Raw genomic sequence first — 15,553 nt, forward strand, 5'->3', positions numbered from 1 at the left:
TTAAATTGCGTGCAACTAGGTTGTGCACAATTAAATGGCTGGGCGAGCTAACCTGGACCCATGACCCCTACGACCAGGCCCCCGGTGCCCGACGCCGAACTGCTCCGCCTCGACCACCAGGTCTGCTTCTCCTTGCACGCCGCCTCGCGCGCCTTCGGCAGCGTCTACCGGGACGCCCTGAAGGACCTGGGCCTGACCTACCCCCAGTACCTGGTCATGCTGGTCCTGTGGGAGCACGGCCCCCAGCCGGTCAAGGCCATCGGCGAACAGCTCCGGCTGGACTCCGGCACCCTCTCCCCGCTCCTCAAGCGGCTGGAGTCGGCCGGCCTGGTACGGCGCGAACGGAGCAGCGAGGACGAGCGCTCGGTCACCGTCCAGCTCACCCCCGCCGGCGACGAGCTGCGCACCCGGGCCCTGCCGGTCCCGCTCCGGATACTGGCCGCGACCGGCCTGACGATCGAGGAACTGCGTACACTCCAGGGCCTGTTGGGACGGGTGACCAGCGCCCTCGACGAGGCCTGACCCCACCGGCCTCCCGAGTCCGGCGCCCTCCGGCCCGTACCTCTCGACGGTCCGCGGCGTTACGTACGTAGGCGCTTTCCGCGGCGTCCGCAAGGCGGGGCACGAACGCCCTGTCCACCCTGGTGCACTCATCACCCCATTGAGCTACCAAAGTTGGGGAGTCATCAGGACAAAGGCGTATAAAGGGTGGTCAAACCAGCCGGAGCCGCCGGTGAAATCCCGCCCACGACGCGGTTGGCAGCATCGCCTACGGCAAGGAGGAGCGCCACGTGAATGCGGCAGAAGTTGTCACCACCATGCTGGTCCAACGGTTCGGGGTCTCCTCGGGCGACATCACCGACGGGACTGCGCTGCGCAGCCTGCGTCTGGACTCCCTGGCACTGGAAGAGCTCCGCGTGCTCATCGAGGAGCGGCTGGACATCGACCTCGACGAGGTCTCGCTGACCCCGCGGAACACCGTGGGTCAGCTGGTGGCGGCCGTCGACGGCAAAGTTCCGGCATGACGGGCCGCCAGGAGCCGTTCTCCGCGGCCGTAACAGGACTGGGACTGGTCACCGCGGCGGGCGTCGGCGCGAAGGCCACCTGGCATTCCGTCACCCAGGACACGGTGCCTTCCGGAGTGGCGCGGCACGAGGAACTCGCCGATCTGCCCTGCGACTTCATGTACACCGTCCCCGATCTGGACACCCTCGGGCTGCTCGGCGTGGCCACCCAGCGGCTGATGGACCGCTTCTCGCAGCTGGCGGTCATCGCCGCCCGGGAGGCCGTCTCCGATGCCGGACTCGACACGGAGTCCTGGGACAGCGACCGCGTCGCGGTGGTGATCGGCTCCGCGCACGGCGGGCTGCCGTTCTACGACCAGCAGCATGTGGCGATGGCCGGGCGCGGCGCCCGGCGGGTCTCGCCCAAGCTCGCCCCGCTGACCGTCGTGAACAGCGCCGCCAGCAGTGTCTGCACCGATCTCGGCGCCCACGGCCCCAGCCTGGGGGTGGCGACGGCCTGCTCCTCCGGCACCGTCGCCCTGGGCACCGCGCACCAGCTGCTGCGCGCCGGGGTATGCGACATCGCCATCGCCGGCGGGGCGGAGTCGGTGCTGTCCCGGCTGCTGATCGCCAGCGCCTGCCAGATGAAGGCGGTCTCCACCCGCCGGGACGACCCGGCCACGGCCTGCCGTCCCTTCGACGCCGACCGGGACGGCTTCGTGGTCGGCGAGGGCGCCGGGCTCCTGGTGCTGGAGCGCCCCGAGCACGCCCGGGCGCGCCGGGCACCCGTCCGCGCGCATCTGCGCGGCTACGGCGCCTCCAGCGACGCCCACTCCGCGGTGGCCCCGGACCCCGAGGGCAACGGCATCGAGCGGGCGCTGCGGACCGCGCTGGCGGACGCGGGGGTGCAGCCCGGCGACGTCGGCCATGTCAATGCGCACGGCACCTCGACGGTGGTCAACGACCGGGTCGAGGCCACCGTGCTGCGGCGGGTGCTCGGCGATCACCCCCTGGTCACCTCCACCAAGGCGATGACCGGGCACGCACTGGGCGCCGCCGGCGGCATCGAGGCGGCGCTCACCGTGCTCGCCCTGGAGCAGCAGCTGGTGCCGCCGACCGCCAACCTCGAGGTGCCGGATCCGCGGATCCCGATCGACATCGTGCGCAAGGAGGCCCGGCCGGCGTCCTTCGACTGCGCGGTCAAGACGTCGCTCGGCTTCGGCGGGCACAACGCCGCGCTGGTACTGACCCGCTAGGGCGACACGCCCTGGACCACCACCGCGCGCCCGGCCGGCGCGCACGCTCCCGCCGGTGCCCCGAGAAGGAAACTGCCATGTCCGAGGAAACGATCCGTGCCCTGTCGGTGGGCGGGCTGTCCTATTCCTACCGGCGGCTGCGGCAGCCGCAGCGGACCACCGAGCCCGTGCTGGTGCTGGGGGGCGCGCTGCAGGGGATGTTCGGCTGGCCGCAGATGGAGGATCACGTGGGGCCGGTGGCGGATGTGGTGACCGCCGATCTGCCCGGCATGGGCAGCGCCGATCCGCTGCCCCCGGGGCCGAGCATCGACGTGGTGTGCGCGGCGATCGAGCGGATCATCGACGATCTGGACGTCCCCCGGATCAATCTCTTCGGCTTCTCCTACGGCGCGGGCGTGGCCTTCGGATGCGCCCGGCGTTTCCCCGGGCGCATCGCACGGCTCGCCCTCGGCGGGGTCCCGGCGCACATCAGCGAGGCGCAGATGGAGCTGTGGCAGCGGGCCGCCGACCATCTGCTGCAGGGTGACGACGAGGCCTTCGCCACCCTGGTCACCGAGGGGCTGATGTGCCTCGACGCCGGCCGGCACGTCACCCATCGCAAGCTGGCCTACCGCTACGTCCGGCGCTCGATACTGCATGCGGCCCGCCACTCCCGGGACGCCGTCGCCTCGCTCAGCCGCGGGCTCCTGGACCGTCCGGACTTCTCCGGCGGACTGACCGGGGTCCCCACCCTCGTCTTCAGCGGTGAGCACGACACGGTGACCTCCCCGGCCCGCCAGCGGGCGTTCGCGGCCACCATCCCGGGCAGCCGCTTCCTGACGATTCCGGACGCCGATCACTGGGTGGTGCTCGAACGCCCGCAGGACGTCGCGGACTTGGCGGCCCGCTTCTTCACCGACGGCCCGCTCAGCTCGGCGCCCTGTCTCGCACCGGCGGCGGGCAGGGAGCCGTCGCCGGCCGATCCGGCGTGTGTGTGAGCCACGCGGGGCCAATACATTCCCTTGCGGTTATATAGCCGGAGAGGCATGCTGGCGCCATGCCCATACCGTTCGACGTACTCGCCGAGCCGCGCCGGCGCAAGATCCTCGACCTGCTCCTGGAGCGGCCGCGTCTGGTCGGCGAGCTCACGGACCAGCTCGGACTGAGCCAGCCCGGCACCTCCAAGCACCTGCGGGTGCTGCGCGAGGCCGGGCTGGTCCGGGTCCGGCAGGACGCCCAGCGCCGCTGGTACGAGCTGCGGCCCGAGCCGCTGGCGGAGCTGGACGCCTGGCTCGCCCACTACCGCCACCTGTGGACCGGGAGCCTGGACGCGCTGGAACGGCATCTCGACGCCATGGAGGACGACCCCCGATGAACCCGCACTCCGACACCCTCACCACCTCCGACGGCCGCACCGCCCTGCGCATGGAGCGCAGGCTCGCCCATCCGCCCGCGAAAGTCTGGTCGGCGATCACCGACCCGGCGCACATCGGGCAGTGGTTCCCCGCCGAGGTCACCGTGGAGCTCCGGCCCGGCGGGGCGGTGACCTTCACCATGCCGGGCGTCAGCGGGGTCGCCATGACCGGCACGGTCACCGACGCCGAGGAGCCCCGGCTGTTCGCCTTCACCTGGGGCGAGGACCATCTGCGCTGGGAGATCACCCCGGACGGCGAGGGCTCGCTGCTGACCTTGGTGCACACCTTCGGCGACCGCTTCGGCGGCGCCAGCTTCGCGTCCGGCTGGCATCTGTGTCTCACCGCGCTCTCGCAGCTGCTGGACGGCGCCCCGCCCGCCGTGGAGCGCGATGCCGGCGAACTCCACGAGGCGTATGTCGAGCAGTTCGATCTCGGGCACGGCGTGGTCGAGAACACCGCGGACGGCCCGCGGATCCGCTTCGAGCGCCAGCTCATCAAGCCCGCCGAGACCGTCTGGGCCGCGCTGACCTCGGGCGCGGAGCCCGTGACGGATGCGCCGGCGCCGGAGGGCTTCACCGCCGGGGACGCGGCGGCCGGGCCCGTCACCGAGGTACGGGCCCCGTCGGTGCTCGCCTACCGCTGGCATCCGCAGGGCACGGTCCGCTGGGAGCTGGGACGGGGCACCGGTCACGGCGCGCGCCTCGTCCTCACCCAGACCGGCCCGCGGGGTTTCGACACGGCCGCCGCGCTGGACGCCTGGCACGACCGCATCGAGCACCTCGCGGCGCGGCTGCTGAGCGACTGACCTTCCGTATTTCCCCGCCCCCGCCTCTTCGCGCCCCCTGTGGATTCCGCAGGGGGCGCGAGCGATAAGCGCTCCGGGGCCGCTCCGGCCCCGCCGCTCACCCCCGCGGAAATACCTCTCCCCCGTGTGAGCCAGGCAACTCCGCGGGGCTCCGAAGAAGCCTTTGGCGTCCTCGCCGGGTGATGCACGGCACGCGACGTACGTCACGTACGAGCACCGCTAGTCGATGCCCTTCCCGGCGTTTACCGCAGAGCGCCATCTTTACAACGGACATCTCGCTCTATCTCACGAAGATAGGTAGTACAAGGCATCTTTGCCACCATCCAGGGCTCGCGTTAACCATGTTCCGCGTAGCACCGAGAACGAGCCTGCGGCCTCAGCCAGAACGGCGAACGCGGCCACGACCCTCGGTTCTCACGCGCCAACCGAAGGCCGTCTCCCCCCGCCACCCAGCCCTGGAAGAGGTCATATCCGCATGCCTGGTTTCACTCTGCCCCGCGCCCTCCGTACGACCCGCATCACCCGCTCCCACAAGATCTCCGCGGCAGTGGTGGCGTCCGCGAGCTGTGCCGCCGCCCTGGCGCTCACCGCGGCGCCCGGCCACGCCGAGACCACCGCCGCGCAGGCACCGGCCGGGGTCAAGCCCGTCAGCGCCAACGGTCTGCCGCTCACCGCGAAGGACCGGGCCGACGACGGCGCGAAGGACCGGCAGGTCGCCTCGTCGCTGACCGCCGGCCTCAAGGTCACCGCCGTCGCGAAGCAGGGGCACACGGCCAAGCAGGCCGCCGACCGGTCCGCCGACCGTAAGATCATCGCCGCGCCGAAGGCCGCCGCACCCAAGGCCGCCCCCAAGGCCGCGCCGAAGGCCGCCCCCAAGCGCTACGCCAACAACCTCGACGGCTGGATCCGTGAGTCGCTCGACATCATGAAGTCCAAGCGGATACCGGGCTCCTACCAGGGCCTGCACCGCAACATCATGCGGGAGTCCAGCGGCAACCCGAACGCCGTCAACAACTGGGACATCAATGCCATCAACGGCATCCCGTCCAAGGGCCTGCTCCAGGTGATCCAGCCCACCTTCAACACGTACCACGTCTCGGGTACGCCCCATAAGCTCACCGACCCGGTCGCCAACATCACCGCCGCCGCCAACTACGCGGCGCACCGCTACGGCTCGATCGACAACGTCAACTCGGCCTACTGAGCCGGAGAGACACGACCGTGCGGACGGTCGGAGCAGACTGATACGGGTGCCGCGCCGGCGGCACCAGGCTCGGCAACGGCAGTGGCCCTGCCCGCAACTCGCGGGTGGGGCCATTGCCGTTGCCGTGCTGCGTGGACGCCGCGCGTCAGTAGCGGTCCGGTCGCGCGGGGGCGCCGAAGAGGACGTCGAGCACCTCGCCGGCCATACGAAGTCCCTCCCGTTCCTTGGCGGTAAGACGGTGGCCGTCGGCCGGCGCCGCGACGGCGGGGCCGGCGGCGAGGAAGCCCGTGACGAGAAGACCGGTGAGCACGACGGCAAGACGACGGAGCATGAGCACTTCCCTACGGTGAGTGTGGACGGTGTGCGGTGCCACCCTCCGGGAGCGGAGGGCTCGTAGTCATGCGACAGCCCCGGACGCTGCTGCGAACGGCCCAGCACCACCGCCGTATCGCCGTAGCGGGGGCTCACCAACGGCCGAGCGGACGCCGCCGCTCCCACGCACCGCGTGCCCAAGGAAGCGGAGCCGTGGGCCGGACGTGCCTCGTGCGTGAATCAGGGCACAATCGCCGCCCTTCCGGGCCCGGACGCGGTGCCTCTCACCGCATTTGACGTCTTCCGAGACGCCACGCCCGGCCGCCATCCCGATAAATGGGCTGCCGCCGGCGGGCAAATCGATGCCGGCGAACAGTAATTCCGGTGTGAGCCAGGCAACTTATAGCCCGGTCTTCAGAGGGCTTTACGGCCGCCGCCGGGTGACCCGAGGCACGCGACGTACGTCACTTACGAGCCTGCCTAGTCGATATCCTGCGGCCATTCCGGGTCAACGGAGCCGCACACGCTTATCACTTCGGGGATTCAGATTTCTCTCACGAAGACGAGTAGTACAGAGCACCATTGCCACAATTCGGGACGGGCGTTAACCATGGATTCCGACGCACTGAGAGCGAGTTTGCGATTCACGCCCCACGGCGAACGCAGCAAAGACCTCCGGTTCGTCTCGCGCCGCCAAAGAAGGCCGCCTCCCCGTCCCCAGTACCTGGAAGAGGTCACCCTGCATGCCCAGCTTCACCCTGCCCCGCGCTGCCCGTATCACCCGCATCACCCGCACCCACAAGATCGCCGTGGCCGTTCTGGCCGCCGCGGGTGCCACCTCCGGCCTGGCCCTCACCTCGGCCCCGGACACCGCTCAGGCCGCTTCTGAGCACGCTCCGGCCGCGGTCAAGCCCGTCGATGCGAAGGGTCAGCCGGCGAAGGCCGACGACGCGAAGACCGGCCGCCCGGTGACCGCCTCGGTCGCCGACCGCGTCAAGGTCACCGCCGTCGCGAAGCAGCACAGCGCCCAGCAGGCCGCCAACCGCTCCACCGAGCGCAAGGCCGTCAAGGGCTACCCGAACAACCTGGACGGCTGGATCCGCCAGTCCCTGGACATCATGAAGTCCAAGGGCATCCCGGGCTCCTACGAGGGCCTGCACCGCAACATCATGCGGGAGTCCAGCGGCAACCCGAACGCCGTCAACGGCTGGGACGTCAACGCCGTCAACGGCATACCGTCCAAGGGTCTGCTCCAGGTGATACAGCCCACGTTCGACCAGTACCACGTGGCCGGCACCGCCCATAAGCTCACCGACCCGGTCGCCAACATCACCGCCGCCGCCAACTACGCGGCCGACCGCTACGGCTCGATCGACAACGTCAACTCGGCCTACTGAGCCGAGGAGCCGATGCGCCGTCACCCACCCGCCCAGGCCGGACCGGCCGGATGAGGCAACGGGAACGACGGTCCCCACAAACGAGCCGACAGGCTCTGCACAAGGCAGCTTGCGAAGCGGCGGAATGGCGCGTTCGCCGCTGCGCGGTGAAGCGGGTCCCGGCACAGCCGGGGCCCGCTTCGCTCTGTCTCGGACATGTGCTCGGACCGGGCCCGGGGCGGCCGCTACCGGCCGCCAGACGGGTGAGATGCGGGGCCGGTCGGCGGACTGACGGCCTGTTGGGTCATAGCGTCAGGCAGTTCTGCGTATAAGTCTCTTATCGGCAGGATTCTGCTCAAAAGCTGCCGAACCTGACTCAACCGAAGGCCTTCGGAGGCATGCGATGCCCTTGCGCAGATCCGGTCCGGCCCGCCGTACTGTCCCTATTGCGGCCGGAACTCTTGTTTCTCTTCTCTCCGTGCTGCCCCTCGCGCTGCCCGGCGCCGCCACGGCGCAGGACGCCGGGAAGAGACCCGCCCATCCCGACCAGGACTGGATGGGGTCCACCATCGTGGCCCATGAAGGTCTCGGCACCCTCCGTGCCGGCGGCCTGGCGCCGCGGGCGTCGTCCAGAAGGGCCGTGTCCGGCGTCGACGTCTCGAGCCACAACCGCAAGGTCGGCTGGTCGGGGCTGCGCAGGTCCGGTGTGCGGTTCGCCTATGTCAAGGCCACCGAGGGGACCAGCTACACGAACCCGTACTTCGCGCAGCAGTACAAGGGCTCGTACAAGTCCGGCATGATCCACGGCGCGTACCACTTCGCGCTGCCCGACCACTCCAGCGGCGGTTCCCAGGCGGAGTACTTCGCCGACCACGGCGGCGACTGGTCCCGGGACGGCCGGACGCTGCCCGGCGCACTCGACATGGAGTACAACCCCTACGGCGCGACCTGCTACGGCAAGAGCCACAAGGGGATGGTCGGCTGGATCCACGACTTCGTGCAGACCTACCGGGAGGAGACCGGCCGCTATCCGGTCATCTACACCTCCACCAACTGGTGGAAGCGCTGCACCGGCAACTCCGGCAAGTTCGGCCGGACGACTCCGCTGTGGATCCCGCGCTACGGCTCCTCCGTCGGCGCGCTGCCCGCCGGCTGGCACTACCACAGCATCTGGCAGCACACCTCTTCCGGTCACACGGTGGGCGACCGCAACCGCTTCAACGGTACGTACGGCCGCCTGAAGGTTCTCGCGAACGGCCGCTGACCTCGCCACCCCGCCACCCCGGCCGGTCCCCGGCGCCCTCCGCGGCGCCGGGGACCGGCCTTTGTCATACCTCATGCGCCCCTGTCGTCACAGAATTCACGAGAATCCCGATCGCAAATCGGCCGGAAAGAGAGGGAATTCACGCTGCCGTGCAACCATCCATGGCGGACCGGTGTCCAACACTGCGCAACGACCACGCAAGGCACTGCACCCAACGGGGGTATTCAGATGAAGCGTTCACGTGCCATCGCCGGATCCGCAATCCTGGCCGTCGCGGGAATCGCCACGATGGCGACAGCCACCACCGCATCCGCCGCGCCGAAGGCCGCCGCGTACAACGGGGCCTGCGGAAGCGGCTACCGCGTAGTGAATTCCGTGCCGGTCACCGGAAAGGGGACCGTGTTCCTGACGTACAACGCAAAGACCGGAAAGAACTGTGTCGTGACGGTGCGCAACGCCACCGGTAAGCCCGTGCAGATGTACGCCTATCTCACGGCCACCGACGGCAGTTCGCCCTGGGTGTACGACAGCGGTAAGTACACCTCTTACGCGGGTCCGGTCTATCTGCCCGGGAAGGGCATCTGCGTGGACTGGGGCGGCTCGATCGAGTCCGTCAGCGTCAACGTCTCCGGCTCCAACTGCGGCCGGTTCGCGGCCGGTGTGGTGACCCACCACTGAGTTCACCCACGACGGCGGGTTCCCTGGGCATTCGTGCCCGGGGGCTCGCTGTTGGCGCGTCCGGCCAGGGAAGCAGCACCCTTGTGGGGAGGGGGAGTTCGGCCGCCCCTGCCCTCGTGCCCGTGGCGGCCGGGGCGTCAGTCGGCAAGACGCAGCAGCAGCTTGCCCGTCGAGGTGCGTCCGCCCATCAGGCGGTGCGCCTCGGACGCCTCCGACAGCGGGAACTCCGCGGTGACGGGAAGGTGCACGGTGCCGTCGGTGACCGTACGGAAGGCACGCTCGGCGAGTGCGCGCAGCGCCTCGGGGGCCGACTGCGCAAGCGCCAGGATCGAGAAGCCGGCGACCGAACGTCCCTGCGTCAAGAGCTCGGCCTGTCCGACCTGCCAGGGCTCCGCCCCGCTCGCGTTGCCGAAGGAGACCAGGCGCCCGAAGACCGCCAGCGCCTCGATGCCGCGCCGGAGGGTCTCGCCCCCTACAGGGTCGAGCACGAGGTCCACTCCTCTGCCGCCGGTGGCACGGCGGACCCGGTCGGGGAACGACTCGGCCGAGAACACCTCGTCATAGCCGTACTTGAGGGCGTGCCCGGCCTTGGCCTCGGAGGAGGTCACGCCGTACACGGCGCCGGCGCCGGCCGCCCGGGCCAGCTGCCCGGCCGCCGTGCCGACGCCGCCCGCCGCACCGTGCACCAGGACGCTCTCCCCCGTGCGCAGCCGGCCCACCTCGTGGAGCAGTGCGTGGGCGGTGGGCAGCACCGTGGGGAGACAGGCGGCGGTCCGCAGATCGATGCCGTCCGGGAGGGGAAAGACGGTGGCGGCGTCGGCGGCCACCACCTCCGCATAGCCGCCACCGCTGACGAGCGCCGCGACGTCCTGCCCGACGCGGAAACCCGCCACGCCCCGGCTGACGGCCCGGACCCGCCCGGAGACCTCCAGGCCCGGGACGCAGGGCAGCGAGGCCACCCGGTAACCCTCGGCACGCGCCTTGAGATCCGCGAAATTCACGCCCCCGTAGACGGCGTCGATGGTGACCTGCCCCGGCCCCGGCTCCGGGGCATCGGTGTGTACGACCTGCAGCACCTCGGGCCGCCGTACTCCCGGAATTCGACCGCACGCATGGCAGACCACGCCCTTCGAAGAGTGTTCAATGAAATGCGAACACTCGGACTGTAAGATATCCATCGAACACTCGGCAAGACGTGGAGCAGGGCGAGGAGAGGGCATGCCGCACCAGGCCGCAGACGGCGGGCACCGCGCCGCACCGGTCCATACGGATCCCGGCGAGGTCTCCGTCCTGACCGCGCTGTCCGCGCTCGCCGACCCCGTCCGGATGCAGCTGATCCGCGAGCTGGCGGGCTCCGACGACTGGACGCGCAGCTGTGGCAGCTTCGATGTGCCGGTCGGCAAAGCGGCGCTCAGCCATCACTTCTCGGTGCTGCGCGGCGCCGGACTCGTCGAGCAGCGCGATCAGGGGGCCAAGCGGGTCAACCGGCTGCGCCACGAGGAGTTCGAGGCGAGGTTCCCGGGACTGCTCGGGCTGCTCCTGCGCGACGACCAGGGTGTGTCCTGACATGCCGTACGAAGCACGCCGCGCCGCGCGGGCGGTTCACTCCCCGTGGGAGCGGTGTTCGGCTTCCGCGGCGGCGGCGATGTTGCGGGCCATGCCGCCGAACACCGCGGCGTGGAAGGGCGAGACGGACCACCAGTACGCATGGCCGGTCAGTCCGTGCGGGTGGAACAGGGCCCGCTGGCCGTAGCGTGTCCGGCCCCGGGCGTCGCGGCCGACCGTCAGTTCCAGCCAGGCCAGGCCGGGGAGCCGCATCTCGGCGCGCAGTCGCAGCAGCCGCCCGGGGGTGACCTCCTCGACGCGCCAGAAGTCGAGCGAGTCACCGACCCGCAGCCGGCGGGCGTCCCGCCTGCCGCGGCGCAGCCCCACTCCGCCGACCAGCCGGTCCAGCCAGCCGCGCACCGCCCAGGCGAGCGGGAAGGAGTACCAGCCGTTGTCGCCACCGATGCCCTCGACCACCCGCCACAGGGTGTCGGGGGGCGCGTCCACGGTCCGCTCCCGCCGGTCGGTGTAGAGGCTGCCGCCGGCCCAGTCCGGGTCGGTGGGCAGTGGATCGCTCGGCGCGCCGGGCACCGCGGCGTTCGACCATCGGGTGGCGACCTCGGCGTCCCGCACCCGGCGCAGCGCGAGGTGGAGCGCCTCGTCGAAGGCGATCGGGTGGCCCGGCGGGTCCGGGTCGGGAACGTACCGGGCGATGTCGTGCTCGCGGCAGACGACCTCGTACCGCAACGATTCGGCCAGGGGACGGGCGAGGCCGGGCGGTACCGGCGTGACGAGGCCGATCCAGAGGCTGGACAGTCGCGGGGTGAGCATCGGCACCGGGAGGATCAGCCGTTCGGGCAGCTCGGCGACGCGTGCGTAACGCTGCATCATGTCGCGGTAGCTGAGCACGTCGGGTCCGCCGATGTCGAAGGCCCGGCTGACGTCGTCGGGCAGGCGGGCGCAGCCCACCAGGTAGCGCAGGACATCGCGGACGGCGACCGGCTGGATGCGGGTGCGCACCCAGCTGGGGGTGACCATGACCGGCAGCCGTTCGGTGAGATAGCGCAGCATCTCGAACGAGGCGGAGCCGGAGCCGATGATGACCGCGGCGCGCAGCACGGCGGTGGGGACACCGGACGCCAGCAGGATGTCCGCGACCTCGGCGCGGGAGCGCAGATGGGGTGACAGCTGCTGCTCGGGGACGTCCTCGGGGGTGAGGCCGCCGAGGTAGACGATCCGGCGCACGTGGGCGGCGCGGGCCTGCCGGGCGAAGATCTGCGCGGCCCGGCGGTCGGTGTCCTCGAACCGCCGGCCGCTGCCCAGGGCGTGCACCAGGTAGTAGGCGATGTCGACGCCGTCCATCGCGGTGGCCACCGACTCGGCGTCGGTGACATCGCCGCGCAGCACCTCCGTTCGCTCCGCCCAGGGATGGTCGCGCAGCTTCTCCGGGGTCCTGGCCAGCGCGCGGACGGCGTACCCGGCCGTGAGCAGCTCGGGGATCAGACGGCCGCCGATGTAGCCGGTGGCACCGGTGACCAGGGCGCGCGGACGTGTCGCGGGCCGCGCGGGGACGTCGCCTGTGCCGGACATCTGCGCGGCCTCCTCCGATGGAGCACGGTGCGTAGGTGACGTGGGATCAGGTCCGTGCGGGAACGGGGCGGGTCACGGGCGGCCGGACGGGTGGCGCCCGGCCCCGGGTGCCACCTACCCCCGGGGCCCGCCCGAAGGTGACCGGGCGTCGCGGCAGGTGTCCCGGCGTGGCTCGGGCCGGCGCTCGCGTTCGCGGCCGGCGATCCGGCCGGCCGGGCCGCCGCCGCACTCAGGGCCATGGCCCGTCTCCTGGCAGCAAGGCGCATCGGCCTCCTGATCGCGGCTCGGGTCCAGGCCCAGCATGTCCATCAACATCGACAGGTCGCCCTCGTTCCGCGCATGGCCGGCCAGCGCCTTCCTGGCGAGCCGTCGTTCCTCTTCACACGGCACGGCGCGCGGCGCGGGGTCATCGGCACTGCGGTGTTCATCGCTCACCGCTGCATTCTCAGCCGGACCGCGACGCCGTGCCCGTCGAGCGGGCCGACGGCGGTTCCCGGCAATTTCCGCGGGGCAACTGCTCCACACGGGTGGGCGGGCGCGCTTCCCCGCCGGGCGAGGGCGCGGGCTCCGCCGCCACCGCGCGCCCGGGCGGAAGCCGCCCGCTCCCGTGACGATGCCGCCTCTCCGCCGGAGAGCGGGTCACCACGGCGCCGACGGGATCCGGACCCCGGGAATCCACCGCCGCACCGGCGCCATACCCCGCCCACGGACGGCCTGCCGGGCCCCCTGATGCAGATCCCCTGGGACAGGACGATGCTGGAGGCGTGGGGGATCGTGGTGAGGAGGACGACTCATGTCCATGATGGACAAGATCAAGAGCATGCTGAAGGGCCACGAAAGCCAGACGGACAAGGGCATCGACAAGGCCGGCGACATGGTCGACGACAAGACCCAGGGCAAACACAAGGGCCAGGTCGACACAGGCCAGGAGAAGCTCAGGGACCAGTTCGGCGGCGGATCGGGCCAGGACCGGCCACCGCAGCCCTGACCACCGCAGACCTGAGCGGCCCGCCCAGCGGCGGCGAAGTTCCGCCGCGTCGCCGTACGCCGCACGGATGAGCACGGTGCCATCCGGCCGGCTCGCGCCCGGTGCCCCAGGAGGCCGTGGACGGGGCCGATGGGGTGAGGCGGCACCGCCCCCGCGCGACGGTGCCCGCCCCCGCGATCGGGAGCGGGCACCGAGAGGTGAGTCCGCCGTGACTACGCCAGCCGGATCTTCTCGGCCTGGGGGCCCTTGTGCCCCTGGGTGACCTCAAAGGTCACCTTCTGGCCCTCTTGCAGCTCTCGGAAGCCCGTGGCGTCGATGTTGGAGTAGTGCGCGAAGACATCGGCGCCGCCGCCATCCTGGGCGATGAAGCCGAAGCCTTTCTCCGAGTTGAACCACTTGACCGTGCCGGAAGCCATGTCCGTCTCCTTCGTTCAATGGGCTTGCGTCGGCTTCCGCGTGCTGCGGAATCCGGAGGTGATCGCCCTGGTCCGGAGACGCGCTACACAGCAAGGACGCCCGTGAATGCGACACGGGCGTCCGGCACTTCGGAACCACGACAGCTGATCAGGACGCTACACCGAGCAACGCCCGGCGGGCCGCACAACCATGACGGACGCGTCGCCCTTCACCGGCCAAGGCCATCGCACGTCCTCCGTATCCCTGACCGATCGGACGGGTGTGCGACACCCCGGCGGTGCGGGCGGCGGCCTCAGCCGGTCTCCACGGTCTCGGCCTCGCGCTCGGCCTCCCCCTCGGCCTTCCGCGCGCTCTCGCTCTCGCGCAGCTTGCGATGGCGCCACCACGCCCCGGTGCCGAGGCCGGCGAGGGCGATGACGCCGACGGCCGACAGCATCCACCAGTAACGCCCCTGCCATCCGGCATCCGTCGGCGCCACCGCCGCCTTGTGCAGGGACATTCCGGGCCCCTGCCGATGGGCGGCATGCTCCGAGCCGCCGTCGGCGTCGCCGGGCGTCAAGGCGGGGAGCGCACCGACGGCCGCCGTGTGCGGCGCCGCCTCGAATCCCCAGTCCAGCAGGGTGCGGGTCTCCTCGTAGACCGCGTTCGGGGCGCCGGACTGCGGGTTCATGACGGTGACCAGCAGTGTCCGGCCGCCGCGCCGGGCGGCGGCGATCAGGGTGTTGCCGGCATGGGTCGTGTAGCCGTTCTTCACGCCGATCAGCCCGTCGTACGGCCTGACGCCGTGTGAGCCGACCAACAGCCGGTTGGTGTTCTGGATGCCGAACGAGTCCGGGCCGCCGTCCTGCGGAAGCTGTGCCTCCTTGGTCGCGGCGAAGTGGGCGAAGTCCGGGTTGTGCAGACCGGCCCGCCCGAAGAGCGTCAGGTCGTAGGCGGAGGAGACCTGGCCCGGCGTGTCGAACCCGTCGGCCGACGCCACCCGGGTGTCGCGGGCGCCGAGACGGTGCGCGGTCTCCTGCATGTCGTCGATGGTCTTGTTCCACCCGCCGTTCATGGCGGCCAGGGTGTGGACGGCGTCGCTGCCGGAGCGCAGGAAGACGCCGCGCCACAGGTCATCGACGTGGTAGGGCATGTCCTCCCTGAGGCCGGCGAGCGAACTCCCGGACTCGATACCGGACAGGTCCTCCAGCGAGACGGTGTGCACCTCTCCCTGCGCGAACTTCGGCAGCACCGTCACGGCGAAGAGCGTCTTGAGGGTGCTGGCGGGCGGCAGTGGCCGGTGGGCGTTCTTGGCCGCGAGGACCTTGCCGCTCGCCAGGTCCGTCACCATCCAGGACAGGGCGGAGACCTCCGGTGGCTCGGGCACCTCCGCCCTGGGCAGGAACTGCACGCCGCGCCGGTCCAGCCGGTACTCGGCGGCGGCCGGATCGGCCAGGTGCACTCCGGGCCGCAGGTCGTCGATGCCGTTCGGACCATCGGCGGCTGCCTGACCGGGCACGGCCCACAGGCCGGCGGCACAAAGAGTGGCTGCGGTGGCGACTCTGACGGGGGCCCAACTCACGCTAGACATGTGGCCCACGCTAAAAACGACCCGGGCGTGGCGCCGTCTGGCATACGCCATCCGATGTGCGGGGGCTCCATTGCCGTACGCGGAGGGCCGGGGCCGGTGGGCCTAGAGCGGTGGGCCGGGGCCGGCGGGCCGGGGCCGGCGGTCGCCCCG

17 protein-coding genes and 1 pseudogene are annotated in these 15,553 nt (G+C 71.2%); 12 read left to right on the plus strand and 6 right to left on the minus strand.

The window, feature by feature from the left end:
* The first annotated feature begins 60 nt into the window (after positions 1-60).
* The 7 genes from OIU81_RS02475 to OIU81_RS02505 all read left to right on the plus strand — a co-directional run bounded on the left by OIU81_RS02475 (position 61) and on the right by OIU81_RS02505 (position 5,663).
* Positions 61-522: a MarR family winged helix-turn-helix transcriptional regulator gene (locus OIU81_RS02475; protein WP_329143312.1), complete on the plus strand. Its 462-nt coding sequence runs from the start codon at positions 61-63 to the stop codon at positions 520-522.
* Positions 523-818: 296 nt separating this feature from the next.
* Complete coding sequence (locus OIU81_RS02480; RefSeq protein ID WP_329154856.1) at positions 819-1,025, plus strand: acyl carrier protein; 207 nt, start codon at positions 819-821, stop codon at positions 1,023-1,025.
* Positions 1,022-2,260, plus strand: coding sequence for a beta-ketoacyl-[acyl-carrier-protein] synthase family protein (locus OIU81_RS02485; protein WP_329143314.1), 1,239 nt, complete (start codon positions 1,022-1,024; stop codon positions 2,258-2,260). The genes OIU81_RS02480 and OIU81_RS02485 overlap by 4 nt, the downstream gene beginning before the upstream one ends.
* Positions 2,261-2,337: 77 nt before the next feature.
* Complete coding sequence (locus OIU81_RS02490; protein WP_329143316.1) at positions 2,338-3,237, plus strand: alpha/beta fold hydrolase; 900 nt, start codon at positions 2,338-2,340, stop codon at positions 3,235-3,237.
* Positions 3,238-3,296: 59 nt separating this feature from the next.
* Positions 3,297-3,614 (plus strand): ArsR/SmtB family transcription factor, encoded by a 318-nt coding sequence (locus tag OIU81_RS02495; protein WP_329143318.1) that lies wholly within the window; start codon positions 3,297-3,299, stop codon positions 3,612-3,614.
* The gene (locus OIU81_RS02500) at positions 3,611-4,459 is read left to right on the plus strand and encodes an SRPBCC family protein (protein ID WP_329143321.1); all 849 of its coding nucleotides are present in this window, start codon (positions 3,611-3,613) and stop codon (positions 4,457-4,459) included. The genes OIU81_RS02495 and OIU81_RS02500 overlap by 4 nt, the downstream gene beginning before the upstream one ends.
* Before the next feature lie 475 nt (positions 4,460-4,934).
* On the plus strand, positions 4,935-5,663 hold the full coding sequence (locus tag OIU81_RS02505; RefSeq protein ID WP_329143323.1) for a transglycosylase SLT domain-containing protein: 729 nt from the start codon (positions 4,935-4,937) through the stop codon (positions 5,661-5,663).
* Positions 5,664-5,808: 145 nt separating this feature from the next.
* Here the strand turns inward: OIU81_RS02505 and OIU81_RS02510 are convergent, their stop codons facing one another.
* Entirely contained in the window at positions 5,809-5,994 is a 186-nt protein-coding gene (locus tag OIU81_RS02510) for a hypothetical protein (protein ID WP_329143326.1), read from the minus strand.
* 724 nt (positions 5,995-6,718) lie between these two features.
* Here OIU81_RS02510 and OIU81_RS02515 point away from each other — a divergent pair.
* From OIU81_RS02515 to OIU81_RS02525, 3 genes are all read left to right on the plus strand, one after another.
* Entirely contained in the window at positions 6,719-7,372 is a 654-nt protein-coding gene (locus OIU81_RS02515; protein WP_329143328.1) for a transglycosylase SLT domain-containing protein, read from the plus strand.
* 382 nt (positions 7,373-7,754) lie between these two features.
* A complete protein-coding gene (locus OIU81_RS02520) occupies positions 7,755-8,615 on the plus strand; it encodes a lysozyme (RefSeq protein ID WP_329143329.1) in 861 nt (286 codons plus the stop codon).
* 228 nt (positions 8,616-8,843) lie between these two features.
* Positions 8,844-9,293, plus strand: coding sequence for a spore-associated protein A (locus OIU81_RS02525; protein ID WP_329143331.1), 450 nt, complete (start codon positions 8,844-8,846; stop codon positions 9,291-9,293).
* 137 nt (positions 9,294-9,430) lie between these two features.
* On the opposite strand, the pseudogene OIU81_RS02530 reads toward OIU81_RS02525, so the two are convergent.
* A pseudogene (locus OIU81_RS02530) lies at positions 9,431-10,407 on the minus strand (quinone oxidoreductase family protein).
* Between the two features lie 104 nt (positions 10,408-10,511).
* Between OIU81_RS02530 and OIU81_RS02535 the strand changes: the two are divergent.
* Positions 10,512-10,859 carry an ArsR/SmtB family transcription factor gene (locus tag OIU81_RS02535; RefSeq protein ID WP_329143334.1) on the plus strand — a complete coding sequence of 116 codons (348 nt, stop codon included), beginning with the start codon at positions 10,512-10,514 and terminating at the stop codon, positions 10,857-10,859.
* Positions 10,860-10,895: 36 nt separating this feature from the next.
* Here OIU81_RS02535 and OIU81_RS02540 read toward each other — a convergent pair whose 3' ends face one another.
* Together OIU81_RS02540 and OIU81_RS02545 are read right to left on the minus strand one after the other, a co-directional pair.
* Complete coding sequence (locus OIU81_RS02540; RefSeq protein WP_329143336.1) at positions 10,896-12,428, minus strand: SDR family oxidoreductase; 1,533 nt, start codon at positions 12,426-12,428, stop codon at positions 10,896-10,898.
* A gap of 114 nt (positions 12,429-12,542) precedes the next feature.
* Positions 12,543-12,863: a hypothetical protein gene (locus OIU81_RS02545; RefSeq protein ID WP_329143338.1), complete on the minus strand. Its 321-nt coding sequence runs from the start codon at positions 12,861-12,863 to the stop codon at positions 12,543-12,545.
* A gap of 358 nt (positions 12,864-13,221) precedes the next feature.
* Between OIU81_RS02545 and OIU81_RS02550 the strand changes: the two genes are divergently transcribed.
* Complete coding sequence (locus OIU81_RS02550; protein WP_329143341.1) at positions 13,222-13,416, plus strand: antitoxin; 195 nt, start codon at positions 13,222-13,224, stop codon at positions 13,414-13,416.
* A gap of 212 nt (positions 13,417-13,628) precedes the next feature.
* Here OIU81_RS02550 and OIU81_RS02555 read toward each other — a convergent pair whose 3' ends face one another.
* Together OIU81_RS02555 and OIU81_RS02560 are read right to left on the minus strand one after the other, a co-directional pair.
* On the minus strand, positions 13,629-13,832 hold the full coding sequence (locus OIU81_RS02555) for a cold-shock protein (RefSeq protein ID WP_006601696.1): 204 nt from the start codon (positions 13,830-13,832) through the stop codon (positions 13,629-13,631).
* Positions 13,833-14,125: 293 nt separating this feature from the next.
* The gene (locus OIU81_RS02560) at positions 14,126-15,403 is read right to left on the minus strand and encodes a D-alanyl-D-alanine carboxypeptidase family protein (RefSeq protein ID WP_329143343.1); all 1,278 of its coding nucleotides are present in this window, start codon (positions 15,401-15,403) and stop codon (positions 14,126-14,128) included.
* Positions 15,404-15,553: the final 150 nt, after the last annotated feature.

Source organism: Streptomyces sp. NBC_01454, from assembly GCF_036227565.1.
Taxonomy (GTDB): Bacteria; Actinomycetota; Actinomycetes; order Streptomycetales; family Streptomycetaceae; genus Streptomyces.